Here is a 24,879-nt window from a genome sequence, read left to right as displayed (position 1 = left end):
TTAGCACATCCTTCACGCCGCATGTATACGGTTACAGCCTTGCGCTGCCTGACTTCGCGGGTCATCGAACGGACATCGGCCGGACATACGCTGGCGCAGGGTCGTGGTAGCGCCGGGCAGGGCCCGGCGCTACCGATCAAAGGCGCATCACGCCAGCAGCGTTTCCAACTGCGCCGGTTCGCGTGCCAGTTGCCCGGCGCCGGCTTCGGTCAGCTCCTGCTCGCCACCGAAGCCCCACAGCACACCGATACTGCGCAGGCCGTGGTGACGCGCACCTTCGATGTCCATGCGGCGGTCGCCGATCATCCAGCATTGCGCCGGCTGCACCTGCAACCGGCGCAGCGCTTCGCCGACCAGTTCCGGCTTGTGGCTGCGCGAGCCGTCCAGGGTCGAGCCGACAATCTCCTCGAACAACCCGCCGAACGGCAGGTGGGCAAGGATGCGGCGCGCGTGCGGCTCGTTCTTGGCGGTGACCACCGCCAGGCGGTGGCCACGACCGTGCAGCGTGCGCAGCGCGTCTTCCACCTGCGGATACACCGTGTGCTCGCGCCAGCCTTCGGCATCGAAACGTTCACGGTAGTAGCCCACGGCTTGTTCCACCCGCGCCGGTTCGACGAACAGCGGCGCGAAGGTGGTCCGCAACGACGGACCGATCCAGCCCAGCAGGGTGTCCTGCGGCGGCACCGGATGGTCCATCTTCTGCAGCGCGTAGGCGATGCAGGCGGTGATGCCCACCTGCGAATCGATCAGCGTGCCGTCGAGGTCGAAGAACAGCACATCCCTGCCGTGGTCGGCATTCATGCGCCGCGCGCGTCGAGTGCGGCCACGGCCGGCAGGGTCTTGCCTTCCAGGAACTCCAGGAACGCACCACCGCCGGTGGAGATGTAGCTGACCTGCGCGGCGATATCGAACTTGTCGACCGCAGCCAGGGTGTCGCCACCGCCGGCGATGGAGAACGCGTTGGAGCTGGCGATGGCGCGAGCCAGCGCTTCGGTGCCCTTGCTGAAGGCCTCGAACTCGAACACGCCAACCGGACCGTTCCAGACCACGGTGCCGGCGTTTTCGATCAGCTGCGCATACTGCGCAGCGGTCTGCGGGCCGATGTCCAGGATCAGGTCGTCTTCGGCGACGGCGTCGACCGCCTTCACTTCAGCCATGGCGTCGGGCAGGAACTGCTTGGCGGTGACCACGTCGACCGGCAGCGGGATGTCCGCACCACGGGCCTTGGCATCGGCGACGATCTTCTTCGCGGTGTCCAGCAGGTCCGGCTCATACAGCGACTTGCCGACGTTGTAGCCAGCGGCGGCGATGAAGGTATTGGCGATGCCGCCACCGACGATCAGCTGATCGACCTTGCCAACCAGGCTGGCCAGCAGTTCCAGCTTGGTGCTGACCTTGCTGCCCGCGACGATCGCCAGCAGCGGCTTGGCCGGGGCATCCAGCGCCTGCGCCAGCGCATCCAGCTCGGCCATCAGCAGCGGGCCACCGGCCGCGACCGGTGCGAAGCGGATGACGCCATGGGTGGAGGCCTGGGCGCGGTGCGCGGTACCGAAGGCATCCATCACGAACACGTCGCACAGCGCGGCATACTTCTTCGACAGGGCTTCATCGTCCTTGGCCTCGCCGACATTCATGCGGCAGTTTTCCAGCAGCACCAGCTGACCCGGCTGCACCTCGACGCCGTCGACCCAGTCGCGCACCAGCGGAACCTCGCGGCCGAGCAGCTCGGACAGACGCTGGGCCACCGGCGCCAGCGAATCTGCTTCGCTCCACACGCCTTCCTTCGGGCGCCCCAGGTGCGAGGTGACCATCACCGCCGCGCCCTGCTCCAGCGCGCGCTTGAGCGTCGGCAGCGAAGCGGTGATGCGCTGTTCGGAAGTGATGCGGCCATTCTCGATCGGCACGTTCAGATCCTGGCGGATCAGCACGCGCTTGCCGGAGAGGTCGAGGTCGGTCATGCGGACGATGGACATGGGCAACTCTTTGGCTCAGGGACGGGATGCCGGGCTACGGCAGACGGCCATTGTATCGGGTGCGGGTGGTGGGAGGGCCGATGCCTGCGGCAGGCAGAAGCGCAGGGCGACAGCAACAGCGACAGCAACAGCAACGGCCGAAGCCAAAGCGCTGGCGCTTCGTGGTGCTGTGGATGGGCCGGGGTGGTTCGGGCTGGCAGGGGACGCCGTAAACCCATCCCGCCCGGCCAAGCGCGACTTCTGCTGTTGCTCTACACGACCAACCCCACCCACGAGGGGCTGCGCCGTTCGCCGGAACCTATGCCGAAGGCGACGGCTTCTGCTTCAGCAGACTGAGCGCCAGACCACCCACCACCAGCACGCCCAACCCCAACAACGCCCACAGCAACCACGCCTTCCAATCGCGCTGCGGCTTCAGCGCCGCGTCTCCGGCCAGCGGTTCCGGGCTGCCTTCCAGGCGCGCCAGCGTCGGCTGCCAGGAAGGGTCATTGCGCTGCCGCAGTTCCTCGATCAGCACGTCCACCGGTGCCTCCGCCCGGCGTGCGGTCGAACTGCCTACCGCCAGCGCATACGGTGCCGCGCCCTGGCTCAGGAACACCAGCACTTCCGGCTGATAGCCCAGGCGCAGGGTCGGCGCCGTCGCGGTTTCAGCCGGGTTCGCCACCAGCTTCCAGTAACGGTCGCGGTGGATGCCGCCCAGCGGTTGCGCGGCGGACTGCTGTCGCTGGCCCTGGGCGCCCTGCTGCAGCTGGTAGGCAATCCATGGTGCGCTACGGCGCTGCCATTCCGCGCTCTCGTCATCACGGCTGAACAGCGTCCACTGCACCAGGCTGTTGTCGGTGCTGGCCACGTCAGCGCGCGCCACCGGGAAGCGGCCGTCCAACTCGAAGGTGTACTCGCCCTTGCCCTTCGACGTCGGCTCCAGCGACAGCCATTCCCATGGCAGCGTGGCCGGCGCCGGCGGCAGCTCGGCCAGCACGCTGCGAAGGGTCGGCAGGCGTGCCTCGCCCTGTGCCAGCACGCGCACGTAGCGGGCGTTGCTGTCCACCTGCAGCCGGCGCTGCAACAGGCGCTTGCCGGCGCGCTGCAGATCCACCAGTGGCACATCCCGCGCGATCGGGCGCCAGTTCTGCAGATCATCGCTGGCGTCCAGCTGCACCTGCGCCTGCAGCGGCTGGCCGCTGTCAGCCCAGTCCAGCACCAGCGCTGCCAACGGCTGCTGGCCAAGCACGCTGGCGTCGATCAGCCAACCGCCCTGCCCGTTCGTCACCGCGCTGCCGCCCACGCGCGCTTCAACCCGGCGCACGCGGCCGTCGGTATCGCGTTCGGTCAGCAGCTGCAGGTCATTGCGCTGCGATTCGGCCAGCGGCGGCAGCACGAACCATGGCAGTTCGCGCTGCACCGGCGGCTGTGCCAACGGCTGGTCCGGTGCCAGCAGCGCCGATGGCAGCGATTGGCCCGCCGCGTTGAATACCTGCAGATCACCCAGGTCGGCGGCACCGGCACGGCGGTAGATCGCCGGTTCCAGCACGACGCGATACGCACCGGACTGTGCACTGGACAACGTCAACGGCCATTGTTCGGCGTACTGGGTGCGGTACTCGGCGGCCTGCACCGCGACGGCGGCCAGCATGCCGAACATCGCCGGCAGCAGCGCCCTGCTCCAATTCCTCATTGTTTTTCCTCCACGGACGGCGCCGCGCTGGGCGGTGCCGGTGCCAGATAACCCACGACCGTGCACAGCAGGCCGTAGGCGATGAACGATGCGATGCCGAGCAGGTTGCCAAGGTGCTGGCGATCGATGAGTACCAGCTTGGCCAGCACCACGCCCATCAGCACGGCGCCCACCATCCACAACACGCGTTGGCCGCGACGCGAGCCCCATACCCAGGCGATCACGCCAAGCACGCTCCACAGCACGGTCAGGCTGGTCTGGGCCAGGCTGAAGCGCATCATCGAGGCGCTCCAGGACAGGCCGCCCCACTGGTGCACGCCATGCAGCACCAGGCTGGTCAGCGCAATGAAGGCCGCCAGCGCCAGCACGGGCAGGCGGATCTTCAGCAGTGCCTGCGGCGCCTGGTCGCTGTACAGCCAGCGCGCCAGCAGCAGCAGGCTCAGCCACTGCCCGATCTCGGCCGGATTCAATATCGGCAGCCACAGCAGCGGCGCGGCATCACCCGGCAGCAGCTGGCCGAACAACCAGCCGATCGACAACAGGCCGAACAGCACGCACTGCAGCGGCAGGCGCACGCTGTCGAAGGCCACGCCCAGCGGCCAGCGCAGGACGTTCCAGCGCCACAGCGACAGCGCCGCCATCAGCAGCCACGGCAGCGTGACCAGCAGGGTCGTCCAGCCCTGCGCCAAGTTGGCCTCGCCACCGCCCCACAAGGCCAGCAGCGAAAGCAGCGAGGGCCACAGCAGCCACCACAGGAACTGCGCGATACGTGCCACGGTGTCGCCGCCCTGGCGCAGGCACAGCAGCGTGCGCACACCAAGCACCGCGAACGCCGCCCAGGCCAGCACACCGTAGCCGGCGAACGGTTGCTGGTGCGCATCGCTCTGCACCAGCGCCAGCGGGAAGCCCAGCGCCAGCATCGCCAGTGCGGTCACGCCCAGCGCGCGCGCCGGCTGGCGACGCTGCATTTCCGCGGCCAGCCATGCAGTAACCGCGGCCAGCACCAACAGTGCATCCACTTCGATGCGGTAGGGGAAGAACCGGATGATCTCGTGCACCAGGCCGCCCAACCACCACAGCAGTCCCCACAGGTAGTAGACCAGCGCGATCTCGTGACGCTCCCTGCGCTGGTAACTCCACGCCGACGCGAAGCCGGCCACGGCCAGCAGCAGCGCACCAATCGCTGTTGGGTTGAGCAGGAAACGCACGTCTTCATGCCAGTGATCGCCACCGGCAACGAAGGCGAACGCGGCACCCATCTGCAGCAATGCACCGGACACCTGCGGCAGCCAGCGCTTCTGGCGCAGGCCCAGCCAGGCCAGGCCGGCACCTTCCAGTGCGAACACCGCACCGGTTGCACGCGCTGACAGCGCCAACGGCACCGCCAGCGTGGCGAAGCCCACCGCCAGCACCGCATGCGACTGCGCCAGCACGGTGTACGACGCACGCGCGATCAGCGCCCGCGCCAGCACCGCGTAGATCGCAGCCAGGCCGAGTGCACACAGTGCCAGCGTCATCGGATGCTCATGCAGCATGCCGGCCTGCAGCGAGAACGCGACAAGCGGCGTGCCGAACACCAGGCTGCCGTCGACCAGATCGCGCCGACCTGCCGGCTGACGGCGTGCATACAGCAGCGGAATCAACAGGTAGAAGGCAAAGAACAGCAACAGGAACGGCTCGGTGCTGCTGAACTTGTCAGGCGCGTACTGCAGCACGCCCCAGAAGGTACCGATGCCAAAGGTGAAAGCGAAGCCGAGCAGGTTCAGCGCACGCCACGGACGGAACCAGGCGATGGCGAAGATGCCTGCGTTGAGCACCGCGTAACAGCTGAACAACCCCACGTGGTTGCCGCTGCCGGTGGACAGCCACAACGGCGCCATGAAGCCGGCCAGGATGCCCAGCACCGCCAGCGTGCGCGAGTTCTGTACCACTGCCAGCACGCACAGCCCGGCCACCAGTGCGATCGAACTGGCAAAGGCAAAGCCTGGGTTGAGCAGTTCAAAGCGTTTGAACGCGGCGAAGATGGTCAGCAGCAGCACGCCGATGGCACCGCCCTGCAGGGCCAGCGCAAACAGGCGCCGACGTTCGCGCTGGTGCCAGCCGAAGGCCAGCAGGCCCAGCGCACCCACGGTGACGCCGGCCAGGCGCAGTTCGATCGGCAGCACCAGCCAGCCCTGGTCGCTGACGTACTTCAGCAGTGCGGCGACACCGGCCAGCAGCACCAGCATGCCGATCTTGACCGGCACGTTGCCTTCGGTGAACCAGCGTTTGACCGCACCGACGCCACGCTCGATGAAATTAGGCAGCGCCGGTTCTGGCGGCAACGGCGGCAACGGTGGCTGCACCGGCACCGGCGGTGGCGCGGCAGGACGGGGAACAGGCGCCTCGGTGGGCGCGGCCTCGCGCAACGGCGGCTGCGGAGGCTGAGGTGAGGGCGGCACAGCCGCAGCGACCGGCCGCAGGAAGGGGGGATCGGCACTGGCGGCGGGCGTGACCAGCCGTTCAGGCGCGGGCGCGGCGGCGACCGGCCTGGCGACAGGTTCGGCGGCCAGTGCGCTTTCCAGCGCGGCGACGCGGCGACGCAGGCCGGCAATCATCACCAGCGCCACCACCAGCAGCAGCGGGATGGCCAGCAGGACCAGTACGACCAGGGCTATCAGTGCTTCCATTGCGTGCTTCCATTGCGATCCCGCGCCCCAGCGGCAGCGGTCGACCGGCCCATGCTACGACAGTGCCGGCCCCATAAACGACGAACCCCGGCCAGGCCGGGGTCCGCGTGCGATCTTTGCCGGCCTTACTTGGCGGCGACGACCTTGGCCATTTCCAGGCACTTGTTCGAGTAGCCCCACTCGTTGTCGTACCAGGTCACCAGCTTGACGAAGGTGCCGTCCAGGGCGATACCGGCTTCGGCGTCGAACACCGAGGTGCAGGTTTCGCCGCGGAAATCGGTGGCCACGACCTTGTCTTCGGTGTAGCCCAGGATGCCCTTCAGCGGGCCTTCGCTCTGTGCCTTCACTTCAGCGCAGATCTCCGCGTAGGTGGCTTCCTTTTCCAGCTCGACGGTCAGGTCGACCACCGACACGTCCGAGGTCGGGACGCGGAAGCTCATGCCGGTCAGCTTCTTGTTCAGTTCCGGGATGACCACGCCGACAGCCTTGGCCGCACCGGTGGACGACGGAATGATGTTTTCCAGGATGCCGCGGCCGCCGCGCCAGTCCTTGTTGGACGGGCCATCGACGGTCTTCTGGGTGGCGGTGGCCGCATGCACGGTGGTCATCAGGCCGCGCTTGATGCCCCACTTGTCATTGATGACCTTGGCCAGCGGGGCCAGGCAGTTGGTGGTGCACGAGGCGTTGGAGACGATCGCCTGGCCGGCGTAGGTCCTGTCGTTCACACCGTAGACGAACATCGGGGTGTCGTCCTTCGACGGCGCCGACATGATCACCTTCTTCGCGCCGGCGTCGATGTGCTTCTGCGCGGTTTCCTTGGTCAGGAACAGGCCGGTGGACTCGATCACCACGTCCACGTCCACGTCGTTCCACTTCAGGTTGGCCGGGTCGCGTTCCTGGGTCAGGCGGATCTTCTTGCCGTTGACCAGCAGGTCGTTGCCCTGCACCGCCACGTCGGCCTTGAAGCGGCCGTGCACGGAGTCGTACTTGAGCATGTAGGCCAGGTAATCCGGCTCCAGCAGATCGTTGATGGCCACGATTTCGATGTCGTCGCCGAAGTTCAGCACCGCCGAGCGCAGGACGTTACGCCCGATGCGACCGAAACCGTTGATACCAACCTTGATTGCCATGTTCTCAAGCTCCTGCGGCCGCGTCGGGTGCGGCGGGATGGATAGGGCCCACAAGTCTAGCAAACCGAGCATGGCCACCGTGGGCCAGCCCCTGCCGGCAACGGGCTGGCGGACAGGATTTGATCCGGATCAAAGCGTTAGCGCGGCGTGAGGCCGAGACTGTCGCCATCCACCCAGCAACGAGACTACCCCCATGCGCAAGACCTCCCCCCTGATCGTGGCCAGCCTGGCCGCCGCCCTGTCCCTTGCCGCCGCCCCGGCCATGGCCCAGTCCAAGGGCGACTGGACCGTCTCCGCCGGCGTGCACCAGGTGGCGCCGAAGTCGAACAACGGCTGGCTGGCCAACGGCACCCTGAAGGTCGATGTCGACAACGACGTCAAGCCGACCATCACCGGTGAGTACTTCATCGCCGACAACCTGGGCATCGAAGTGCTGGCCGCGCTGCCGTTCAAGCACGACATCAACATCAACGGCCTCGGCCGCGTGGGCAGCACCAAGCAGCTGCCGCCGGTGGTGACCCTGCAGTATCACTTCAACAGCAAGGGCAAGGTGTCGCCGTTCATCGGTGCGGGCGTGAACTACACGACCTTCTTCAGCGAAGACACCACCGGTGCGCTGAAGGACAGCCGCCTGAAGCTGCAGGATTCGTGGGGTCTGGCCGCGCATGCGGGCGTGGACTTCGCGATCGGCGAGAAGGGCGCGCTGCGCGTGGACATGCGCTGGATCGACATCGACAGCAAGGTGAAGCTGGATGGCGAGAAGATCGGCACGGTCAACATCGATCCGCTGGTCTACGGCGCGTCGTACGTCTTCAAGTTCTAAGCGGTGTGTTGAGTGCGGGGGCTTCGCCCCCGCTCCCCCCGCTACATGCAAAACCCTCGCAGCATGTTGCCCCGGTGATTGCCGGGGCTTTTTTTTTTGCGCGAAAAGCACCGGCATCTGGAACTGGGTGGAGAGGGTTGGGTGATCGGGACACGCCGTAAATACGTCCCTGTAGGCTCGATCGCCGCACCCATGCGGCGAACGGTCCCGATCACCCAACCCTTTCCACCCTTCCCATCTGCGCGCGCGTGCCAGCTCAAGCAAGGGCAAGAGCAGAAGCTGTACATCCGAGGCGTAGTGGTTGCCTGCACTTGCGGGAGGCCGATTTTGATCCTGCATTTGTCTTCGATGTTGCCTTTGACCTTTGCATCCGCCTCCGCGGCCATGTTGGATGGGGCTGCAGGGGCAGGCGCTGCAGCCAGCCCCAAGCAGACCGGAACGCGCCGCTCTTCAATCCACCTCCCCCCGCTAGAATGTGCGCATGAAAGCCCTGCACTCCTTCTTCCTCGCCGCCGCCCTGGCGCCGGCCCTGCTGTCCGTCTCCGCCCCCGTCCATGCCTGGGGCGCGCAAGGCCACCGCCTTGTCGCCGAAGTCGCCGACGCCCGCCTCAACCCCACCGCCCGCGCCGAAGTGGACCGTCTACTGGCCACCGAACCGGACGCCACGCTGGCCAGCATCGCGCCCTGGGCCGACCAGCTGCGTGCCAAGGATCCGGGCCTGGGCCGTCGCTCGGCCGGATGGCACTACGTCAACATCGCCGAAGACAACTGCCATTACGAAGCACCGAAGCACTGCAAGAACGGCAACTGCATCGTCGAAGCCCTGAAGGCGCAGAGCACCATCCTCGGCGACCGCAGCCTGACCGATGGCGAGCGCCTGCAGGCGCTGAAGTTCGTCGTGCACCTGGTCGGCGACATCCATCAGCCGATGCATGCCGGCTACGCACACGACAAGGGCGGCAACGATTTCCAGCTGCAGTTCGGCAACCGCGGCACCAACCTGCACTCGCTGTGGGACAGCGGCATGCTCAACACCCGCAAGCTGGACGACGCCGGCTATCTGCCGCTGCTGCAGAGCCAGCGCGCGCCGAAGCTGGCGCGCCAGTCCAACCCGCAGCGCGACCCGCAGACGTGGGCCGAGGCCAGCTGCCGCATTTCCATGCAAGCTGGCGTTTATCCGGCCACGCGTAAAATCGGTGATGAATACACCGAGCGCTACCGGCCGCTGGCCGAAGCGCAGCTGCGACTGGCCGGTGAGAACCTGGCGCAGTTGCTGAACCGCGTGCTCGGCACGCGCTGAGGAGAGTTCCGATGTCGGTCCAGGTGCAGTCGTACTTCCACCGTGACAGCAATACCTTCAGCTATCTGGTCAGTGATCCGGCCACCGGCGAAGCGGCGCTGATCGACCCGGTCCTGGACTACGACCCCGATACCGACGCCAGCAGTGAAGCGCCGCTGCATGCCGCGTTGCAGGCCATCGAACAACAGGGCCTGCAGCTGCGCTGGCTGCTGGAGACACACGCTCACGCTGATCACGTATCGGGTGGGCGCCGTCTCAAGCAACGCTTCCCGCGGGCTACGCTGGCCATCGGCGAAGGCATCCGTGCTGTGCAGGCCACCTTCGCGCCGCGCTACGGCCTGCAGCTTCCTGCGGCGGATGAACTCTTCGATCACCTGTTCGGCGATGGCGAGACCTTCGCTCTTGGCGGACTGCGCTGCCAGGTGATTGCCGTGCCCGGCCATACCAGCGACAGCATCGCCTACCTGATTGACGATGCACTGTTCACCGGCGACTCGCTGTTCATGCCCGACGGCGGTACCGCCCGCTGCGATTTCCCGGGCGGTGACGCCGCGCAGTTGTATCGTTCAATCCAGCGTCTGCTGGCGCTGCCCGATGCGACGCGCGTGTTCGTCTGCCACGACTACGGCCCGGGCGGCCGCGAGTTCGCCAACGAAACCACCATCGGCGAGCAGCGCGCACACAACATCCACGTGCATGACGGCGTGGCCGAGGCGGAGTTCGTCAGCGTGCGCCAGGCCCGCGATGCCACACTGGCCGAACCGACGCTGATGCAGCCAGCGGTGAAGGCCAACATCCAGGGCGGTGCCTGACACACACCGCTGCGCTCGCCGGGCATGGCCCGGCGCTACCGTTTTCGGTCACGCATCGCGGGCGTTCATTTCCCCTGCGTGCGCACTACATGCTGACCCTTCACGATTTCGAACGTAAAGGCGTACTGCAGGGTAACCGCCACCGGTTCGACGCGCTCGGCGCCGCGGCAGTCGCCGCGGTCTGCAGGCGCCTTGCCAGCGGCAAAGTGACATACCGCTGCGGACGAGTACTTCCACATCGCCACCGCTTCCTGTGCGGCCTGCAGAAGGGGCGCATTCTCGCCCGAAGCACCTGCCACGCACTCCGGGCGATCGGCCAACGGCATGCTGCGTTCAACGCTGCCCTGCGCATCGACCACCACCTGCAGGCAGATGGTGGTAGGCGCCAGTTCCACGCGTGGGTCACGGTCACCAACCTGCGGATCCGGTGCCGCGTACAACTGCGGCATCCGGTAGCCCTCGCTCGCGCCCAGCGAATAGGTCTGCAGCTGCCCGCTGCCGCCACCGGTCTGCGGCTGCAGGCGCTGATGGCCGACATTCTCGCTGCGGGTATCAACGGTGGTCAGGCGATCCTGGGTCGCGCACCCTGCCAACAGCGCCGCCGTCATCAACAGCGGCGCGGACTTCACTGGGAGTCCTCGGTGTTGTCCATGGCATAGGTGATCGGAATCTTCACAGCCCCTGCAACGGGCTTTCCGTTCTTCATCGCCGGACGATAGGTCCAGCTCCGCGCAGCGGCGATCGACACCGCATCGAACACACCCGGATTGGTTGCGCTGAGTACCTGGACGTCAGTCGGATGGCCTTTGGCATCCACTTCCACGCGCAGGTTCACCACGCCCACCTGACGCTGCTCGATGGCGGACTTCGGGTAGGAAGGTGGCGGCATCTTGTCGACTTGGATGGGCCTGTCCAGACCCGCCTTGGCGGCATCTTCTTCCGCGTGTTCAAACGGCTCGACACCGATTCTCGGGTTCCCGGCCACGCCCCCCTGGCTGGCCCATGCCACCGCCCCCATTCCCAGGCACAACCCGACCACCAGCACCTGCCCCGACACCCACGGCAATGCCTTCCGCTTGGACTGCTTCAACATGGCGATACGCTCCTTCAACACGGGTTGGCTGCGCCAATGGCAGACCGCTGGCGCAACCGGATGGACCAGCTGCGCCTTCAGCAGCGTGCTGGCGTAGAGACCGCGCAGCGCAGGCTGCGGGGCAATGGTGCGGGCATCGCAGGCCAGCTCCTGGTCACGCAGGAATCGGCGGGCGGCCCACGGCAGAAGCGGATGGAACCAGAACACCGCGCGTGCCATCAGCAGCGCCCCATTGGCCCAGTGATCGCCATTGCGACGGTGGCTGCGCTCGTGCTGCAGGATCAGGCCCTGTTCCTGTGCGGTGAACTGCTGGTCGAAGTCCGGGCCTACCACGATGCGCGGCCGCCACAGGCCAACCAACGCTGGCAGGCCCGGGTCGGCGCTGGCCTGCCAGCTGCCATCGGCGCGTGCACACAGTTGGCCCATGCCACGTTCAAAACGCCGCTGCGCACGTAGATCGCGTAGCAGACAGAGGACCGCCCCCAGCGTCCATGCCAGCAGCAACAGCCCGGCCCACGGCAACGACTGCCCTGTCATGCCTTCGACGGCGCCGGGCAGCACTTTCAACGGCAGCGTTGGCACATGCTCCAGCAGTGCCACCTGCGGTAACGGCAGCAGCAACGATGCCCCCAGCAACGGCAGCAGCCACCAGCTGCGGTAGGCCAACGCCACTCCCCCCAGGCGCACCAGCAAGGGACGCAGCACCGCCAGCACGACCACGCCCACTGCCAGCCACAGGCTGGCTTGCCACAGTCCATCGAGCAGCTCAGTCATGGTCCAGCTCCTGGATCAGCTTCTTCAGTTCGGCGATGTCCTGCGCACTCAACTGGCCGCGTTCGCTGAAGTGCGCGACCAGCGGTGCCACCCGCCCTTCGAAGACGCGGCCGATGAAGTCCTGGCTCTGCGCCTCCACCCACGCCTGGCGCTGCAGCAGCGGCCGGTACAGGTAGCGCCGGCCATCGCGCTCGGCGGCGATCGCGCCCTTGGTCAGCAGACGGTTGAGCAGGGTCTTGATGGTCGGCTCGGCCCAGTCGCGGTGGGCCAGCGCGACCACCACATCGTCGGCGCTACGTGGCGCCTGCTGCCACAGCACCTCCATCACAACGGCTTCGGCTTCGCTGATCGGGGTCATGGTTTACATCCGTAATCGACGACCCGATTACGCGCGTAATCGAATCATCTGTCAAGCCCCTCGACTCCAGGTTCATCGCACCTGCGCCAGCATCGATACCTCCCGCCCCAGGCCTCGGATGAAAGCGCTGCCCAAGAAGGATGTCCCGGTCGAGCAGGCCCGCCGCTTCCTCGAACCCGGCCCGATCGTGCTGGTCAGCACGGCGTGGCGCGGCCAGCGCAACCTGATGACGATGGGCTGGCACATGGTGATGGGCTTCTCGCCTTCGCTGGTCGCCACCTACCTGTGGAACGAGAACCACAGCCATTCACTGGCGCGCGGCAGCGGCGAATGCGTGATCAATGTGCCGGGGGTGGAACTGCTCGATACCGTGGTGGACATCGGCAACTGCAGTGGCCGCGCGGTCGACAAGTTCGCCCACTTCGGGCTCGATGCACAGCCCGCGCGCGAGGTCGGTGCACCTCTGGTCGGGCAATGTCATTCGTGCTTCGAATGCCGCCTCTACGACGATAGCCAAGTGGAATCAAGCAACCTGTTCATCTGGGAAATCGTGCGGGCCCATGTTGCACCACGCCCAAAGCTGCCGCGCACGGTGCATTACCGGGGCGATGGGCAGTTCATGGTGTCTGGCGCCGAAGTCTCGCGTCGACGGCGGTTCAAGCCCGACATGATGTAATGCCAGCACTCCCCCACTCGCAGGACCGCCGCGCATGACCGAACACCTCACCGACCTGGACGCCGCCGTCGACTGGTTGTTTGCGCGCGTGGACGGGCCGCTGCGGATCGGGGCACCGCTGGCACTGGGCAAGCCGCATCGGCTGCTCAATGCGCTGTACGCACGCGTCGAACATGACCCGTCGCGACCGTTGCAGCTGTATACCGCGCTCTCGCTGAACCCGCCGAAGGCACGCGGCAATGGCCTGGAAGCGCGCTTCATGGCACCGTTCGCGCAGCGCCATTTCGGCGACGATTTCCCACGCCTGGCCTATGCCGATGCGATCGCCCGCGATGCGCTGCCGGCACATGTGCAGGTGGAAGAGTTCTACATGCAGTCCGGCGCCCTGCTCGGCTCGCGGCAGGCGCAATCCAGCTATACCAGCCTGAACTACACCCACGCCGCCGATGCCGTGGCCCAACGCGCGCCGCAGGTAATCGTGCAGAAGGTCGCAATGCGACCGGACGACCGGCGGCTCTCGCTGTCGTGCAACAACGACATCACCCAGGACACGCTGGATGCGATTGCCGCGCGAGGCCTGCCGCGCCCGCTGCTGGTCGCCGAGATCGATCCGCAGTTGCCCTACCTGGGCGGCTCGGCCACGGTCGATGTGTCGTTCTTCGATCTGGTGATCACCCCGCCACCGCCGTACCCGGCGCTGTTCGGCCTGCCGCGGCAGCCGGTCGGCGACGCCGACTACGCCATCGGCCTGTATGCCAGCACGCTGGTGCGCGATGGCGGCACGCTGCAGATCGGCATCGGCACGCTGGCCGACGCGCTCAGCCATGCGCTGGTGCTGCGCCACACCGACAACGCGCGCTACCGGCGCGTGCTGCATGCGCTGGATCCGCAGCTGGCCAGCCACCCGCTGGTGCAGGAAGTCGGCGGACTGGAACCGTTCGAAGTCGGCCTGTACGGCTGCAGCGAGATGCTCAACGAGGGCTTCCGCCGGCTGGTGCAGACAGGCGTGATCAAGCGCAAGGTGCACGACGACCTGGCGCTGATGCAACGCATCGAGAACGGCAGCACCTTGTCCATCGATCACGCCACCCTCGCCGCCGAAGGCGAGTACCTGCACGGCGCGTTCTACCTGGGCTCACCCGAGTTCTACGAATGGCTGCGCACGCTGCCGGAAGACGAGTGCCGCGCGATCGGCATGCGCCGCATCAGCGAGATCAACCAGCTGTACGGTGGCAACGAAACGTTGGAACGCCTGCAGCGCCGGCACGCGCGTTTCTTCAACTCCTGCATGATGGCCACCGCGCTGGGTGCGGCGGTGTCGGATGCACTGGACGATGGCCGTGTGGTGTCCGGTGTAGGCGGCCAGTACAACTTCGTGGCGATGGCACATGCGCTGCCGGAAGCCCGCAGCGTGCTGATGTTCCGCGCCGCGCGCGATGACAAGGGCCAGCGTGAATCCAACGTGCGCTGGAACTACGGGCACACCACCATCCCGCGCCACCTGCGCGACATCTACCTCAACGAATACGGGATCGCCGATCTGCGCGGCTTGACCGACGAGGACTGCGTGCATGCGATGGCTGCGATCACCGAAGCACCGTTCCAGAGCGGGTTGCTGCAGCAGGCACACGCCTCGCGCAAAGTGCTGGCGACCACGCAAGCGGATCCCGAACGCCAGCAGCGCAACACGCCGCAGGCATTGGCCGCGGCGCTGGCAGCGTTCCGCGCCGATGGCACGCTGCCGGACTATCCGCTGGGCAGCGACTTCAACGAAATCGAGCAGGTGCTGGTGAAGGCGCTGGGCTGGCTGAAGGCCAACACGCAGACCCGCGGCGACAAGCTGCGTACCGTCTGGGCGGCGCTGCGGCAACCAGCCGGCGACGGCGATGCCGTGTACCTGCAGCGCATGGGCCTGCAGGCGCCGAAGGATTTCGCCGAACGCCTGGATGCGCGACTGCTGCGCCTGGCGCTGGCGCGCACCGCCTGAGAAAAGGGGACGGAGGTTTCCGGTAGGCCCGGAGCTACCCAATAGAGAAAGGCCGGCGTTCGCCGGCCTTTCTTCATTGCACCGCGATGCTGCTTACAGCGCCTTGGCGGCTTCCACCACGTGGGCGGTGGTGATACCGAAGTGCTTGTACAGCTGGTCGGCCGGGGCCGAAGCGCCGAAGGTGTCGATACCGATCACCGCACCGTCCAGGCCGACGAACTGGCGCCAGAAACCGGTGACGCCGGCTTCCACGGCCACGCGCTTGCGCACGGCGTTCGGCAGCACCGATTCGCGGTAGGCCGCATCCTGGCGCAGGAACACATCGGTGGACGGCATCGAGACCACGCGGGTCTTCAGGCCGGCCGCGTCCAGCTGGGCCTTGGCTTCGGTGGCCAGCGAGACTTCCGAACCGGTGGCGATCAGGATCACGTCCGGGGTACCGGCGGCATCGGCCAGCACGTAACCACCGCGCTCGATCTGGGCGATCTGCTCGGCGTTGCGTGGCTGGTGCGGCAGGTTCTGGCGGCTGAACACCAGGCAGCTCGGGCCATCCTGGCGGGTGATCGCGGCCTTCCAGCTCACCGCCGACTCGACCGCATCGCACGGACGCCACACGTCGTTGTTCGGGATGTAGCGCAGCGAGGCCAGGTGCTCCACCGGCTGGTGGGTCGGGCCGTCTTCGCCCAGGCCGATCGAGTCGTGGGTGTAGACGTGGATGGCGTGGGCCGGGATCAGCGCGCTCATGCGCACGCCGTTGCGGGCGTAGTCGCTGAACACCAGGAAGGTGGCGTCGAACGGAATGAAGCCACCGTGCAGGGCCAGGCCATTGGCAATGGCGGTCATGCCGAACTCGCGCACGCCGTAGTACACGTAGTTGGCGTTGGCGTCGTCGCTGGCAACCGATTTGCTGCCCTTCCACAGGGTCAGGTTGGAGTGCGCCAGGTCGGCCGAGCCGCCGACGATTTCCGGCAGCAGCGGGGCGAAGGCTTCAATGGCCAGCTGCGAGGCCTTGCGCGAGGCGATCGTCGGACCTTCAGCGGCCACCTGGGCGATGTATGCATCGGCCTTGGCAACGAAGTCGGCCGGCAGGTCGCCGTGCGAACGGCGGGTCAGCTCGGCGGCTTCGCCCGGGTACTGGCTGGCGTACTTGTCGAACAGCTGTTCCCACTCGGCCTGGCGCAGGGTGCCGGCGCCATTGGCTCGCCAACCGTCGTAGATCGCCTGCGGGATCTCGAACGGGCCGTATTCCCAGCCCAGCTGCTTGCGGGTGGCTTCCAGCTCGTCCTTGCCCAGCGGTGCGCCGTGGCTGGATTCCTTGCCCGCCTTGTTCGGCGAACCAAAACCAATGGTGGTACGGCAGCAGATCAGGGTCGGCTTGTCGCTCTGCGACAGCGCGGCCTCGATGCCGGCCTTGATGCTTTCCGGGTCGTGGCCGTCGACATCACGCACCACGTTCCAGCCATAGGCCTCGAAACGCTCCGGGGTGTTGTCGGTGAACCAGCCCTCGACGTTGCCGTCGATGGAGATGTGGTTGTTGTCCCAGAAGCAGACCAGCTTGTGCAGGCCCCAGGTGCCAGCCAGCGACGCCGCTTCATGCGACACGCCTTCCATCAGGCAGCCATCGCCCATGAACACCCAGGTGCGGTGGTCGACCACTTCCAGCTCCGGACGATTGAAGCGCTGTGCCAGCAGCTTCTCGGCCAGGGCGAAGCCCACGGCATTGGCGAAACCCTGGCCCAGCGGACCGGTGGTCGTTTCCACGCCCGGGGTCTCGTGGCGTTCCGGGTGACCGGCGGTGTGGCTGCCCAGCTGGCGGAACAGCTTCAGCTGCTCGATCGGCAGGTCGTAACCGCTCAGGTGCAGCAGCGCGTACTGCAGCATCGAACCGTGGCCGTTGGACAGCACGAAACGGTCGCGGTTGAACCAGTGCGGGTTGCTCGGGTTATGGCGGAGATAGTCGTTCCAGAGGACTTCGGCAATGTCGGCCATGCCCATGGGCATGCCGGGGTGGCCGGACTTTGCGGTTTCAACCGCATCGGCGGCAAGGAAGCGGATGGCGTTGGCCAACTGGCGACGGGTAGGCTGCGTCATGGTTCTGTCGGAATCGGGAGGCGGCCGCGGACGTGCGGGCGGCCTATTGTCCCATAGTCGTCGGGCGGGGGTCAGTCCAACGTGCCTGGTAGGTGCCGGCCGCTGGCCGGCACTTCATGATCTCCGCCGGATTCCGCATGTGAAAAGGGGTCGGATCCCTTTCCTTGCGGAAAGGGATCCGACCCCGATCAGGTCGCCAGCAGTGGCTCCCGAATCAGTCCTTGTGCGGGGTCAGCGCCGGGCCGTCGTGGCCTTCACCCTTGGCCACCAGCGTGGTCAGGGCCAGGTCACCGGTGACGTTCAGCGCGGTACGGCACATGTCCAGGAAGTGGTTCACGCCCAGGATCAGGCCGATGCCCAGCGGGTTCACGCCGACCATGGCGCAGATCATCGCCACCACCGGCAGCGAGCCGGACGGTACGCCAGCGGTGCCGATGCCACCGAGGATGCAGACGGCCATCACCATGATCTGCTGGCCGATGCTCAGGTCCACGCCAAAGAACTGGGCCAGGAAGATCACCGTCACGCCCTCGAACAGCGCGGTGCCGTTCTGGTTGGCGGTGGCACCCACGGTCAGCACGAAACGCGACACCCGCTGCGGCAGGCCCATCTGGTCGGCCACGCGCAGCGCGGTCGGCAGGGTGGCATTGCTGGAGGCGGTGGAGAACGCCATCACCGTGGCTTCCTGGGTATCACGGAAGAACGACAGCGGCGAACGGCCGGACAGCCAAACGGCCGTACCGTAGGTCACCACCATGTGCAGGCCGAGTGCCAGCACCACCACGCCCACGTAGGCGCCCAGGCGGATGATCAGCTCGAAGCCGAACAGTGCGGCCAGGTTGAACATGAAGCAGGCCACCGCGTACGGCGCCAGGCGGATGACCAGGTTGATCAGGGTCATCGAGATTTCGAACACGCCTTCGATGGCGCGGCGCAACGGGGCGACCTTCTCGTTGTCGGTCAGCACCATGCCGATGCCGAACATCAGCGCAAAGAACATCAGCGACAGGATCGCGCCATTGTCGGACGCGGCCTGCAGCACGTTGCTCGGCACGATAGACAGCAGCATGTCCATGCCCTTCGGCGTGCCATGGATGCCAGCAACGATCTCCTTGCTGCGCTCGGCGTTCTCCGACAGCATCATCGCCGCGACCTGCGGGTCGACGCCGGCACCGGGCTTGAGCAGGTTGACCAGAACCAGGCCGATACCCACTGCAATGCCAGACAGCAGCACGGTGTAGGCCAGCGTCTTCCAGCCGATGCGGCCAAGGGCGCGGATGTCGCCCATCTCCGACACACCCATGATCAGCGCCGAGAAGATCAGCGGCACGATCAGCATGAAGATCAGGTTGAGGAACAGGCCCGAAGCCGGGGTGGTGATGTAGTCCATTACCCATTTGGCACCGGCCTGCAGACCATCGACGCTGCCACCCAGGGCGTGCACGATCAGTCCCAGGACCAGGCCGATCGCGAAGCCGATGCCCATCTTCCAATGCAGGGGCAACTTCTTCTTGTCGGCAGCAGCTGCTGTCATACGGGGGTTTCCTCGAAAAATGAATGCACTCTAACAAAGCGCGCAAGCGTCGCTGGTTCAGGTTCGCCGTGGCGGATACAGCGGCGCAAGGCCAGTGTCAGCGGTGCCCGCAGCCGCCGACCAGTGCGGTCCGTCACGGAAGGCCTCGCGCAGGCGGGTACGCAGCGACGCCAGGTCGCCCTGCCCGCCCCAGCGTGCCTGCTGCAGGTCCTGCAGCACCTGACGCTGGGCCGGCTCGGCCAGGCGGTCGATGACCTGCTCGATACGTTCGACACCGGCCATCGCACACAGTTGCGCTTCAACCTGCTCGAAACCTTCGCCATCCAGCGCGCGGCGCAGTTCGGCCAGACCAGCACGTCCGCTCGCCACAACCGGCACAGCCGAGCGGCCCGCTACCGGCGCCGCCACGCGCGGGCGACGGCCACGCTGCCACCCCCACAGCAGGGTCAGCAGCCACAGCAACGCCAGGCCGATGACAGCCCCCACCCACGGCCAGGGCCGTTCGGACAGGCCACTGGCGCGCGGATCGGTCGCCGCGATGCGGCTGTCCTGTCCATCGGCACCGGGCAGCGCCGCATCGGTGTCGATCGGTGGCAAGGGCGCAGGCGACGCATTGCTTCCGCCGTTGCCCGCTGCGACGGCAAGCGTCAGGTCCGGCAGGCGCGCTTCCTGCGCCTTGCCATTGCGCACGTCCCACCACGGCAGGCGCGGCCCCGGCACCACCAGCGAACCCGGCTGGCGCGGCACGATCGAATAGCGGCGGGTGATCTTCAGCCGCGGCGTGCTGCCGTTGAAGGTCTCCTCATATTGCGCAGGCTCGGCGAAGACCTGCGCGTTGCTGCCGACCTCGGGCACCGGCAGATCGGTGAACTGCGCGCGGGTCGCGCCTTCGGCAATCGCTTCGACCACGATGTTGGCGGCTTCCCCGCTGCGCGCACTGGTCGGCGCGCTGGTGTAGCGCAGCTGCAGGCTCTGCAGCGGCAGCCACGGCTGCGGCGCCTGTGCCGGCTGGGCCTGCACCTGCAGGGTGCGGTCGGCGCCGGTGGCATTCATGCGGCCATCGCCGCCGCCGAAGAAATCATCGAAGAACCCACCGGCACTACGCCCGTTGAAGCGCGCACCGGCCAGCCGCAGTGCACCGCTGCGTTCGGGGATCAGCAGGAAGCGCCGCTCGACCACGTTGTAACGGCGGCCGTTGACCTGGCGCACGTCGGTACGGTCGTCGCCCACCCGCTGCAACGACGCGCCGGCCGGTGTATCCAGCACCAGTTCGCCGGACGCCAGCTGCGAGGCGAAGTACAGCCGCACCACCACGCCTACGCTCTGCTGCACGTACGGCGTCTGATCATCGACAACGGTTTCGATGAAGGCCATCGCGTTGCTGTCCGGACCGGCGACGGGGGCGGCGTCCACCTGCAGGGTCAGCGGCGCGGTCCTCGTGCTGCCTACCTGCAGGCCGGGAATGACCAGCGCACCACTGCGACGCGGTGTCAGCGCCACGCCGTACAGATTGCGCTGCTGCATGGCGCCGTTGCTCCACTCCACCTGGCGGCTGCTGGTCTGTCCGCTGAGGTCGAAGTCGGTACGCAGCGGGTTGAAGTCGGGTGCGCCCTGGTCACTCTCGACGTTGAGGGTGACCGTATCGCCCATAGCAACACGGTCGCGGTCGAGCCAGGCGCGCGGCTGCGCCCACGCCAGCAGCGGCAGCCACAGCAGCAGTGCCGCCAGTACCCGCAGCGGCCAGCGCCCATGCATGTTCATCGCCCGCGTCATCGCCCTTCCTTCTTCCTGCGTTCGTTTTCCAGCTGGAACTTGGCCCGCAGCAACGCGCCCGGATCATCCGGCACACGCCGCATCCACGCCTCCACTGCCTGTTGCTCCTCGCGCTGGCGTGGCGTGGCGCCATCGCTGCCCGGTACCGGTTTGCCGTCCTTGTCGGCCTTACCCTCGCGTGCCTGCTGCATCGCCTGCTGCATGCGTTGGCGCTGCTGTTCATCGGCCTGTGCCTGCGCCTTGGCGTCTTCCACCTGCGGCGGTGCCTGCTGGCCATCGCGGCCACGCTCGCCGGGCTGCGGGTTTGACTGTGTTTTGTCGTCGCCCGGCTTGGACTGGCCCTGCTGGCCCGACTGCGGCTGGCCCTGGCCGGGATTCTGCTGGCCCTGCTGCGGCTGCTGGCCCTGCGGATTCTGCTTGCCCTGCGAATCGTTCTGCTTCTGCTGGCCGCTCTGCTGTGGCTTCTGCTGATCCTGGCCTTGGCCACCGGATGACTTGCGCTTGCGCGCGGCATCGACCACCGCACGGTTGGCCACCGCATCGGCCATGCCCGGATGCAGCGCCAATGCGCGATCGTAGGCGGCAATGGCTTCGTCGTAGTTGCCCTGGCGTGCCAGTGCGTTGGCCAGGTTGTACCAACCGGCATCGTTGTCGATGCCCTCGAACTGCTTGCGCGCACTGGCGAAGTCGCCATTGCGGTACGCCTGCACGCCGTCGGCCAGGCGCTGATGCTGCAGCTGGTCGCTGCGCTTCCACAGCGTGCCCTGTATCGGCTGCGGCGTGGCGGCCGACGGCGCCTGCGCCTGCACCTCGCCCATCCATGGCAGCAGGCCCACTGCCAGTACGGCAGCCAGCAATGCACGGCGACGGAACGCCAACAGCGCCAGGAGCATCAGGGGCGGCAGCAGCCAGAAACCTTCATCACGCCATTGCCTGCCCTCGCCCGGTCGTTCCGCCGTCGTGCCCTCACGCACATCGAGCACGCCCAACGCACGCAGATCGTTGTCATCGGCGGCAATGCGCGCATAGCGTCCGCCGCCGGCCGTGGCCACCGCGCGCAGGCTGGCTTCGTCCAGTGCGGCCTGGCGGATCTGACCACTGCCGTCCCGATAGGCCGCACCGGCTGGCGTACCCAGGCCCAGCACCGACACCTGCATGCCCAGACCGCGGGCCTGTGCTGCGGCCAATCCGGCTTCGCCGTCGGCCTGGTCGGTCACCAGCAGGATCTGCCCGCGCAATGCACCGATCTGCCGCATCAGCCGGGTCGCCCAGTCGATGCCACGGTCGGCGCGCTGGCCATCACGTGGCATCACATCGGGCGACAAGGCATCCAGATACAGCGCGACATTGCTGCCGTCATCGGTCAGCGGCGCCACGGTGTAAGCGTCGTCGGCGTACACCACCAGGCCGACCTGCCCGCCCTGGCGCGCGCGCAGGAGTTCACCCACCTTGGCCCGCGCCTGCAGCAGGCGCGAGGGCGGCAGGTCGGTGGCAGTGATCCGGCTGGACAGGTCCAGCACCACCAGCAACGGTGCGCTGGCCTGGAACATCGGTTGCGCCTGCTGGCGCCAGCTTGGCCCGGCCATCGCCAACGCAGCCAGCGTCCAGCCCAGCAGCAGCGCCCACGGCAGGCGCGAACGACGGCGCGTGCCCGCCGCCAGCAGATGCGGCAGCAGGTGCGCATCCACCGCGTGCCGCCACACGTCGCTGCGCCGCTGCCGGTACAACGCCACCGCGAGGATCAGCGGCAGCGCCAGCAACGCCCACAGCCATTCCGGACGCAGGAAGTGCAGCGCGTTCCAATCAGGAAGATTCGCAGCAAGCGCGATCATCGGCGACGCTCCGGCCACAGCCAGGCCAATGCGCCCAGCAGCAAGGCCAGGCCCAGCGGCCACGCATAGCGTTCCTCGCGCGGGCGCAGGCTCGGACCCTTCGCCGCTATCGGCTCCAACCGGTCCAGCTCGGCATAGATGCCGGCCAGCTGTGCGGTGTCACGTGCGCGGAAGAACTGGCCGCCGGTCATGTTGGCGATCTTCTTCAACGTCGCCTCATCGACCGGATCCTGGTCGGCAGAGATGGGAATACCAAACAAGCGCATGCTGCCGTCACCGCCAAAGGCAACGGTGTGGATGCGCACGCCTTCGGCGCGCGCCACTTCCGCCGCACGCAGCGGTTCCAGCACGCCGGCATTGCTCACGCCATCGGTCAGCAGGATCAGCACGCGCTGGCCTTCGGGTTGGCTGCGCAGCCGCTTCACCGCCAGGCCGATGGCATCGCCAATGGCCGTCTCGCGGCCGGCCAGGCCGACCACGCTGTCGCGCAGCTGATCGCGCACGCTGGCAAGGTCGGGGGTCAGTGGCGTCAGCGTGTAAGCGCGGTCACCGAACACCAGCAGGCCGATGCGGTCGCCAGCTCGACGGTCAAGGAAGTCGGCCAGCACGGCCTTGGCTGCGGTGAGGCGATCAACCGCCTGTCCGCCCAGCACCATATCGCCTTCGCCCATGCTGCCGGACACGTCCATCGCCAGCATCATCTGCCGGCCTTCCTGCGGCGGCGTGATCGCCTCACCCAACTGCTGCGGACGCGCCAACGCCACGCACAGCGCGCACCAGCCCAGCCACAGCAGCAGCGTGCGCAGCCACGACACATCAACGCGGCCGCCACCGGCCAGCGCTTCCAGTTCAGTGGCCGCATACGGCACGCGCAGCGCAGCGCCCGGATCGGCACGGCGTTTCCACCAATGCATCAGCAATGGCAGCGGCAGCGCCAGCAACGCCAGCGGCCACGCCAGCTGCAGGTCCGGCCACGGCCAGTAACTCGCCAGCACGTTCATCGGCGGCGCTCCAGCAGCAGCGCCAGGTAGCGTTCGCGCGCCCAGCGGCGCATTGCGGCCACTTCGTTGACGTCCACGCGTGGGCGATAGGCACCTTCGGCCAACAGGCTTCGGCGTGCTTCCGGCAATGTGCCCTGCGGATCCACGCGCTGCCACCAGGCCTCATCACGCAGCGACTCGCTGCCCGGACGCGCATGGCGGGCGGCACGACGCAGCAGTCCCGCAATGGCCGCCAATTCCGCAGCGGCGTCGTGGCTGGCAGCCAACTCCTGGTCGAACAGCCGCAACCAGCGCTGGTGACGACGGCGGCGGCGGTACCACAGCACAGCCACCACCAGCAGTACCAGCAGCAACGCGCCGCCGATCATCAGGTAGCCCGGTGCCGGTGGCCACCATGATGGTGGCGGCGGCAGCTGCACATCGCGCAGCGGCAGGTTGGCGCTCATGCCGGCACCTCGGTTGGCGACGGTGCCAGCCAGGCATCGCTGGGCGCATCGGTGGACAGCACCTGCACGTCGACACGGCGCGCACCGAGCTGACGCCGCAGTTCCTGCAGCGGTTCAACGAAATGGGCCTGCCAATGCGCCTGTACCTCGCTGCGGCGCAGGTCGAGGCCAATGCGCTGCTGCAGCGTCTGGAACTGCAGCGCGGCCGATGGCGGCTGCAGCTCCAGCGGATCGACCAGCAGCACCAGGCTGAGGTCGTGATGCTGGGCCAGCGCGCTCCAGCGCGCTGGCGGAATACGGATGGCCTGCTGCGGATCGGCCAGCACCAGCATGCGCGCACCCGGGCGCAGCACGCGCGCCGCATGATCCAGCGCGCGCTCCAGGCCGAGATCATCCGGGGGTGGTTGCGCATACCAGCGGGTAAGCGCATCGAGCACGCGCAGCACGCCGCGCGGCCCGCCTGCGGGTGCGATGGGCGGCTCATGATCACTGCCACGCAGGGCACCCACGCGGTCGCCGCGACGCTGCGCCGACCACGCGGCGACAGCCCCGGCACGTGCGGCCTGCACCGACTTGAAGCGTACGCGGGTGCCGAAATACAACGCCGGTGAAGTATCGGCCACGATCAGGCTGACCCGTTCGCGCTCGGCCTGGAACAGCTTGGTGTGGGCACGGCCGGTGCGCGCGGTCACGCGCCAGTCGATATGCCGCGCGTCGTCACCGGCCACGTACTCGCGTGACTCGGCATATTCCATGCCACGTCCGCGCAGCGGTGACGGCGCCTGGCCTGCATTGCCGGCGCGGCCACGGCGCGGCGGCGGGGGCCGCTGCGCAAGGCGGCGCATCGCCACCAGCTCGGACAGCTGCGGCCGCAGCCCGTCGCCATCGCTGACGTTGGATGTGGGTTCCAGGGATGGATCGGTCATGCGCAG

Annotated in this window: 20 protein-coding genes; 5 read left to right on the top strand and 15 right to left on the bottom strand. The window is 67.4% G+C overall.

What is annotated here, in order from left to right; translation table 11 throughout:
* Nucleotides 1-147: 147 nt before the first annotated feature.
* The 5 genes from AC07M7_RS03245 to gap form a co-directional block, all read right to left on the bottom strand.
* On the bottom strand, nucleotides 148-801 hold the full coding sequence (locus AC07M7_RS03245; protein ID WP_495206719.1) for an HAD hydrolase-like protein: 654 nt from the start codon (nucleotides 799-801) through the stop codon (nucleotides 148-150).
* Entirely contained in the window at nucleotides 798-1,973 is a 1,176-nt protein-coding gene (locus AC07M7_RS03240) for a phosphoglycerate kinase (RefSeq protein ID WP_495206718.1), read from the bottom strand. The genes AC07M7_RS03245 and AC07M7_RS03240 overlap by 4 nt, the downstream gene beginning before the upstream one ends.
* A gap of 298 nt (nucleotides 1,974-2,271) precedes the next feature.
* Nucleotides 2,272-3,648, bottom strand: a complete 1,377-nt coding sequence (locus AC07M7_RS03235) for a DUF3999 domain-containing protein (RefSeq protein WP_495206717.1) — start codon at nucleotides 3,646-3,648, stop codon at nucleotides 2,272-2,274.
* Nucleotides 3,645-6,317, bottom strand: coding sequence for a DUF2339 domain-containing protein (locus AC07M7_RS03230; RefSeq protein ID WP_495206716.1), 2,673 nt, complete (start codon nucleotides 6,315-6,317; stop codon nucleotides 3,645-3,647). Before AC07M7_RS03230 ends, AC07M7_RS03235 begins: the two co-directional genes overlap by 4 nt.
* Before the next feature lie 125 nt (nucleotides 6,318-6,442).
* The gene (gene gap / locus AC07M7_RS03225; protein WP_495206715.1) at nucleotides 6,443-7,447 is read right to left on the bottom strand and encodes a type I glyceraldehyde-3-phosphate dehydrogenase; all 1,005 of its coding nucleotides are present in this window, start codon (nucleotides 7,445-7,447) and stop codon (nucleotides 6,443-6,445) included.
* A 193-nt stretch (nucleotides 7,448-7,640) separates the two neighbouring features.
* On the opposite strand from gap, the gene AC07M7_RS03220 reads away from it, so the two are divergent.
* From AC07M7_RS03220 to AC07M7_RS03210, 3 genes are all read left to right on the top strand, one after another.
* Nucleotides 7,641-8,270 carry an OmpW/AlkL family protein gene (locus AC07M7_RS03220; protein WP_046984265.1) on the top strand — a complete coding sequence of 210 codons (630 nt, stop codon included), beginning with the start codon at nucleotides 7,641-7,643 and terminating at the stop codon, nucleotides 8,268-8,270.
* Nucleotides 8,271-8,751: 481 nt separating this feature from the next.
* Nucleotides 8,752-9,570, top strand: coding sequence for a S1/P1 nuclease (locus AC07M7_RS03215; RefSeq protein WP_495206714.1), 819 nt, complete (start codon nucleotides 8,752-8,754; stop codon nucleotides 9,568-9,570).
* Nucleotides 9,571-9,581: 11 nt separating this feature from the next.
* A complete protein-coding gene (locus tag AC07M7_RS03210; RefSeq protein WP_495206713.1) occupies nucleotides 9,582-10,382 on the top strand; it encodes an MBL fold metallo-hydrolase in 801 nt (266 codons plus the stop codon).
* A 65-nt stretch (nucleotides 10,383-10,447) separates the two neighbouring features.
* Here AC07M7_RS03210 and AC07M7_RS03205 read toward each other — a convergent pair whose 3' ends face one another.
* The 3 genes from AC07M7_RS03205 to AC07M7_RS03195 are packed head-to-tail and all read right to left on the bottom strand — an operon-like array spanning nucleotide 10,448 to nucleotide 12,607.
* A complete protein-coding gene (locus AC07M7_RS03205) occupies nucleotides 10,448-11,011 on the bottom strand; it encodes a hypothetical protein (RefSeq protein WP_495206712.1) in 564 nt (187 codons plus the stop codon).
* Nucleotides 11,008-12,249: a TonB family protein gene (locus AC07M7_RS03200; RefSeq protein WP_197618993.1), complete on the bottom strand. Its 1,242-nt coding sequence runs from the start codon at nucleotides 12,247-12,249 to the stop codon at nucleotides 11,008-11,010. The genes AC07M7_RS03205 and AC07M7_RS03200 overlap by 4 nt, the downstream gene beginning before the upstream one ends.
* Nucleotides 12,242-12,607, bottom strand: a complete 366-nt coding sequence (locus AC07M7_RS03195) for a BlaI/MecI/CopY family transcriptional regulator (RefSeq protein ID WP_482998441.1) — start codon at nucleotides 12,605-12,607, stop codon at nucleotides 12,242-12,244. The genes AC07M7_RS03200 and AC07M7_RS03195 overlap by 8 nt, the downstream gene beginning before the upstream one ends.
* 118 nt (nucleotides 12,608-12,725) lie before the next feature.
* Here AC07M7_RS03195 and AC07M7_RS03190 point away from each other — a divergent pair, with 118 nt between their 5' ends.
* Nucleotides 12,726-13,283 carry a flavin reductase family protein gene (locus AC07M7_RS03190; protein ID WP_495206711.1) on the top strand — a complete coding sequence of 186 codons (558 nt, stop codon included), beginning with the start codon at nucleotides 12,726-12,728 and terminating at the stop codon, nucleotides 13,281-13,283.
* 34 nt (nucleotides 13,284-13,317) lie between these two features.
* Nucleotides 13,318-15,270 carry an acetyl-CoA hydrolase/transferase C-terminal domain-containing protein gene (locus AC07M7_RS03185; protein ID WP_428709425.1) on the top strand — a complete coding sequence of 651 codons (1,953 nt, stop codon included), beginning with the start codon at nucleotides 13,318-13,320 and terminating at the stop codon, nucleotides 15,268-15,270.
* A 93-nt stretch (nucleotides 15,271-15,363) separates the two neighbouring features.
* Here the strand turns inward: AC07M7_RS03185 and tkt are convergent, their stop codons facing one another.
* From tkt to AC07M7_RS03150, 7 genes are all read right to left on the bottom strand, one after another.
* Entirely contained in the window at nucleotides 15,364-17,361 is a 1,998-nt protein-coding gene (gene tkt / locus AC07M7_RS03180; protein WP_495206710.1) for a transketolase, read from the bottom strand.
* A gap of 214 nt (nucleotides 17,362-17,575) precedes the next feature.
* The gene (locus AC07M7_RS03175; RefSeq protein ID WP_046984276.1) at nucleotides 17,576-18,895 is read right to left on the bottom strand and encodes a dicarboxylate/amino acid:cation symporter; all 1,320 of its coding nucleotides are present in this window, start codon (nucleotides 18,893-18,895) and stop codon (nucleotides 17,576-17,578) included.
* Between the two features lie 57 nt (nucleotides 18,896-18,952).
* Nucleotides 18,953-20,668, bottom strand: a complete 1,716-nt coding sequence (locus AC07M7_RS03170) for a BatD family protein (RefSeq protein WP_046984277.1) — start codon at nucleotides 20,666-20,668, stop codon at nucleotides 18,953-18,955.
* Nucleotides 20,665-22,500, bottom strand: a complete 1,836-nt coding sequence (locus AC07M7_RS03165; protein WP_495206709.1) for a tetratricopeptide repeat protein — start codon at nucleotides 22,498-22,500, stop codon at nucleotides 20,665-20,667. The genes AC07M7_RS03170 and AC07M7_RS03165 overlap by 4 nt, the downstream gene beginning before the upstream one ends.
* Nucleotides 22,497-23,501 (bottom strand): vWA domain-containing protein, encoded by a 1,005-nt coding sequence (locus AC07M7_RS03160; protein ID WP_495206708.1) that lies wholly within the window; start codon nucleotides 23,499-23,501, stop codon nucleotides 22,497-22,499. The genes AC07M7_RS03165 and AC07M7_RS03160 overlap by 4 nt, the downstream gene beginning before the upstream one ends.
* Nucleotides 23,498-23,947: a DUF4381 family protein gene (locus AC07M7_RS03155; RefSeq protein WP_495206707.1), complete on the bottom strand. Its 450-nt coding sequence runs from the start codon at nucleotides 23,945-23,947 to the stop codon at nucleotides 23,498-23,500. The genes AC07M7_RS03160 and AC07M7_RS03155 overlap by 4 nt, the downstream gene beginning before the upstream one ends.
* On the bottom strand, nucleotides 23,944-24,873 hold the full coding sequence (locus AC07M7_RS03150; protein WP_495206706.1) for a DUF58 domain-containing protein: 930 nt from the start codon (nucleotides 24,871-24,873) through the stop codon (nucleotides 23,944-23,946). The genes AC07M7_RS03155 and AC07M7_RS03150 overlap by 4 nt, the downstream gene beginning before the upstream one ends.
* Nucleotides 24,874-24,879 lie beyond the last annotated feature (6 nt).

This window comes from Stenotrophomonas sp. GW821-FHT09E08, assembly GCF_059416125.1.
The sequence above is the reverse complement of the archived record's forward strand: the minus strand, read 5'-3'. Positions and strand labels throughout refer to the sequence as shown.

Coding starts and splice junctions, on each gene's coding strand:
- AC07M7_RS03245 (WP_495206719.1), bottom strand. CDS start 801: ATGAATGCCGACCACGGCAGGGATGTGCTGTTCTTCGACCTCGACGGC.
- AC07M7_RS03240 (WP_495206718.1), bottom strand. CDS start 1,973: ATGTCCATCGTCCGCATGACCGACCTCGACCTCTCCGGCAAGCGCGTG.
- AC07M7_RS03235 (WP_495206717.1), bottom strand. CDS start 3,648: ATGAGGAATTGGAGCAGGGCGCTGCTGCCGGCGATGTTCGGCATGCTG.
- AC07M7_RS03230 (WP_495206716.1), bottom strand. CDS start 6,317: ATGGAAGCACTGATAGCCCTGGTCGTACTGGTCCTGCTGGCCATCCCG.
- gap (WP_495206715.1), bottom strand. CDS start 7,447: ATGGCAATCAAGGTTGGTATCAACGGTTTCGGTCGCATCGGGCGTAAC.
- AC07M7_RS03220 (WP_046984265.1), top strand. CDS start 7,641: ATGCGCAAGACCTCCCCCCTGATCGTGGCCAGCCTGGCCGCCGCCCTG.
- AC07M7_RS03215 (WP_495206714.1), top strand. CDS start 8,752: ATGAAAGCCCTGCACTCCTTCTTCCTCGCCGCCGCCCTGGCGCCGGCC.
- AC07M7_RS03210 (WP_495206713.1), top strand. CDS start 9,582: ATGTCGGTCCAGGTGCAGTCGTACTTCCACCGTGACAGCAATACCTTC.
- AC07M7_RS03200 (WP_197618993.1), bottom strand. CDS start 12,249: ATGACTGAGCTGCTCGATGGACTGTGGCAAGCCAGCCTGTGGCTGGCA.
- AC07M7_RS03195 (WP_482998441.1), bottom strand. CDS start 12,607: ATGACCCCGATCAGCGAAGCCGAAGCCGTTGTGATGGAGGTGCTGTGG.
- AC07M7_RS03190 (WP_495206711.1), top strand. CDS start 12,726: ATGAAAGCGCTGCCCAAGAAGGATGTCCCGGTCGAGCAGGCCCGCCGC.
- AC07M7_RS03185 (WP_428709425.1), top strand. CDS start 13,318: ATGACCGAACACCTCACCGACCTGGACGCCGCCGTCGACTGGTTGTTT.
- tkt (WP_495206710.1), bottom strand. CDS start 17,361: ATGACGCAGCCTACCCGTCGCCAGTTGGCCAACGCCATCCGCTTCCTT.
- AC07M7_RS03175 (WP_046984276.1), bottom strand. CDS start 18,895: ATGACAGCAGCTGCTGCCGACAAGAAGAAGTTGCCCCTGCATTGGAAG.
- AC07M7_RS03170 (WP_046984277.1), bottom strand. CDS start 20,668: ATGACGCGGGCGATGAACATGCATGGGCGCTGGCCGCTGCGGGTACTG.
- AC07M7_RS03165 (WP_495206709.1), bottom strand. CDS start 22,500: ATGATCGCGCTTGCTGCGAATCTTCCTGATTGGAACGCGCTGCACTTC.
- AC07M7_RS03160 (WP_495206708.1), bottom strand. CDS start 23,501: ATGAACGTGCTGGCGAGTTACTGGCCGTGGCCGGACCTGCAGCTGGCG.
- AC07M7_RS03155 (WP_495206707.1), bottom strand. CDS start 23,947: ATGAGCGCCAACCTGCCGCTGCGCGATGTGCAGCTGCCGCCGCCACCA.
- AC07M7_RS03150 (WP_495206706.1), bottom strand. CDS start 24,873: ATGACCGATCCATCCCTGGAACCCACATCCAACGTCAGCGATGGCGAC.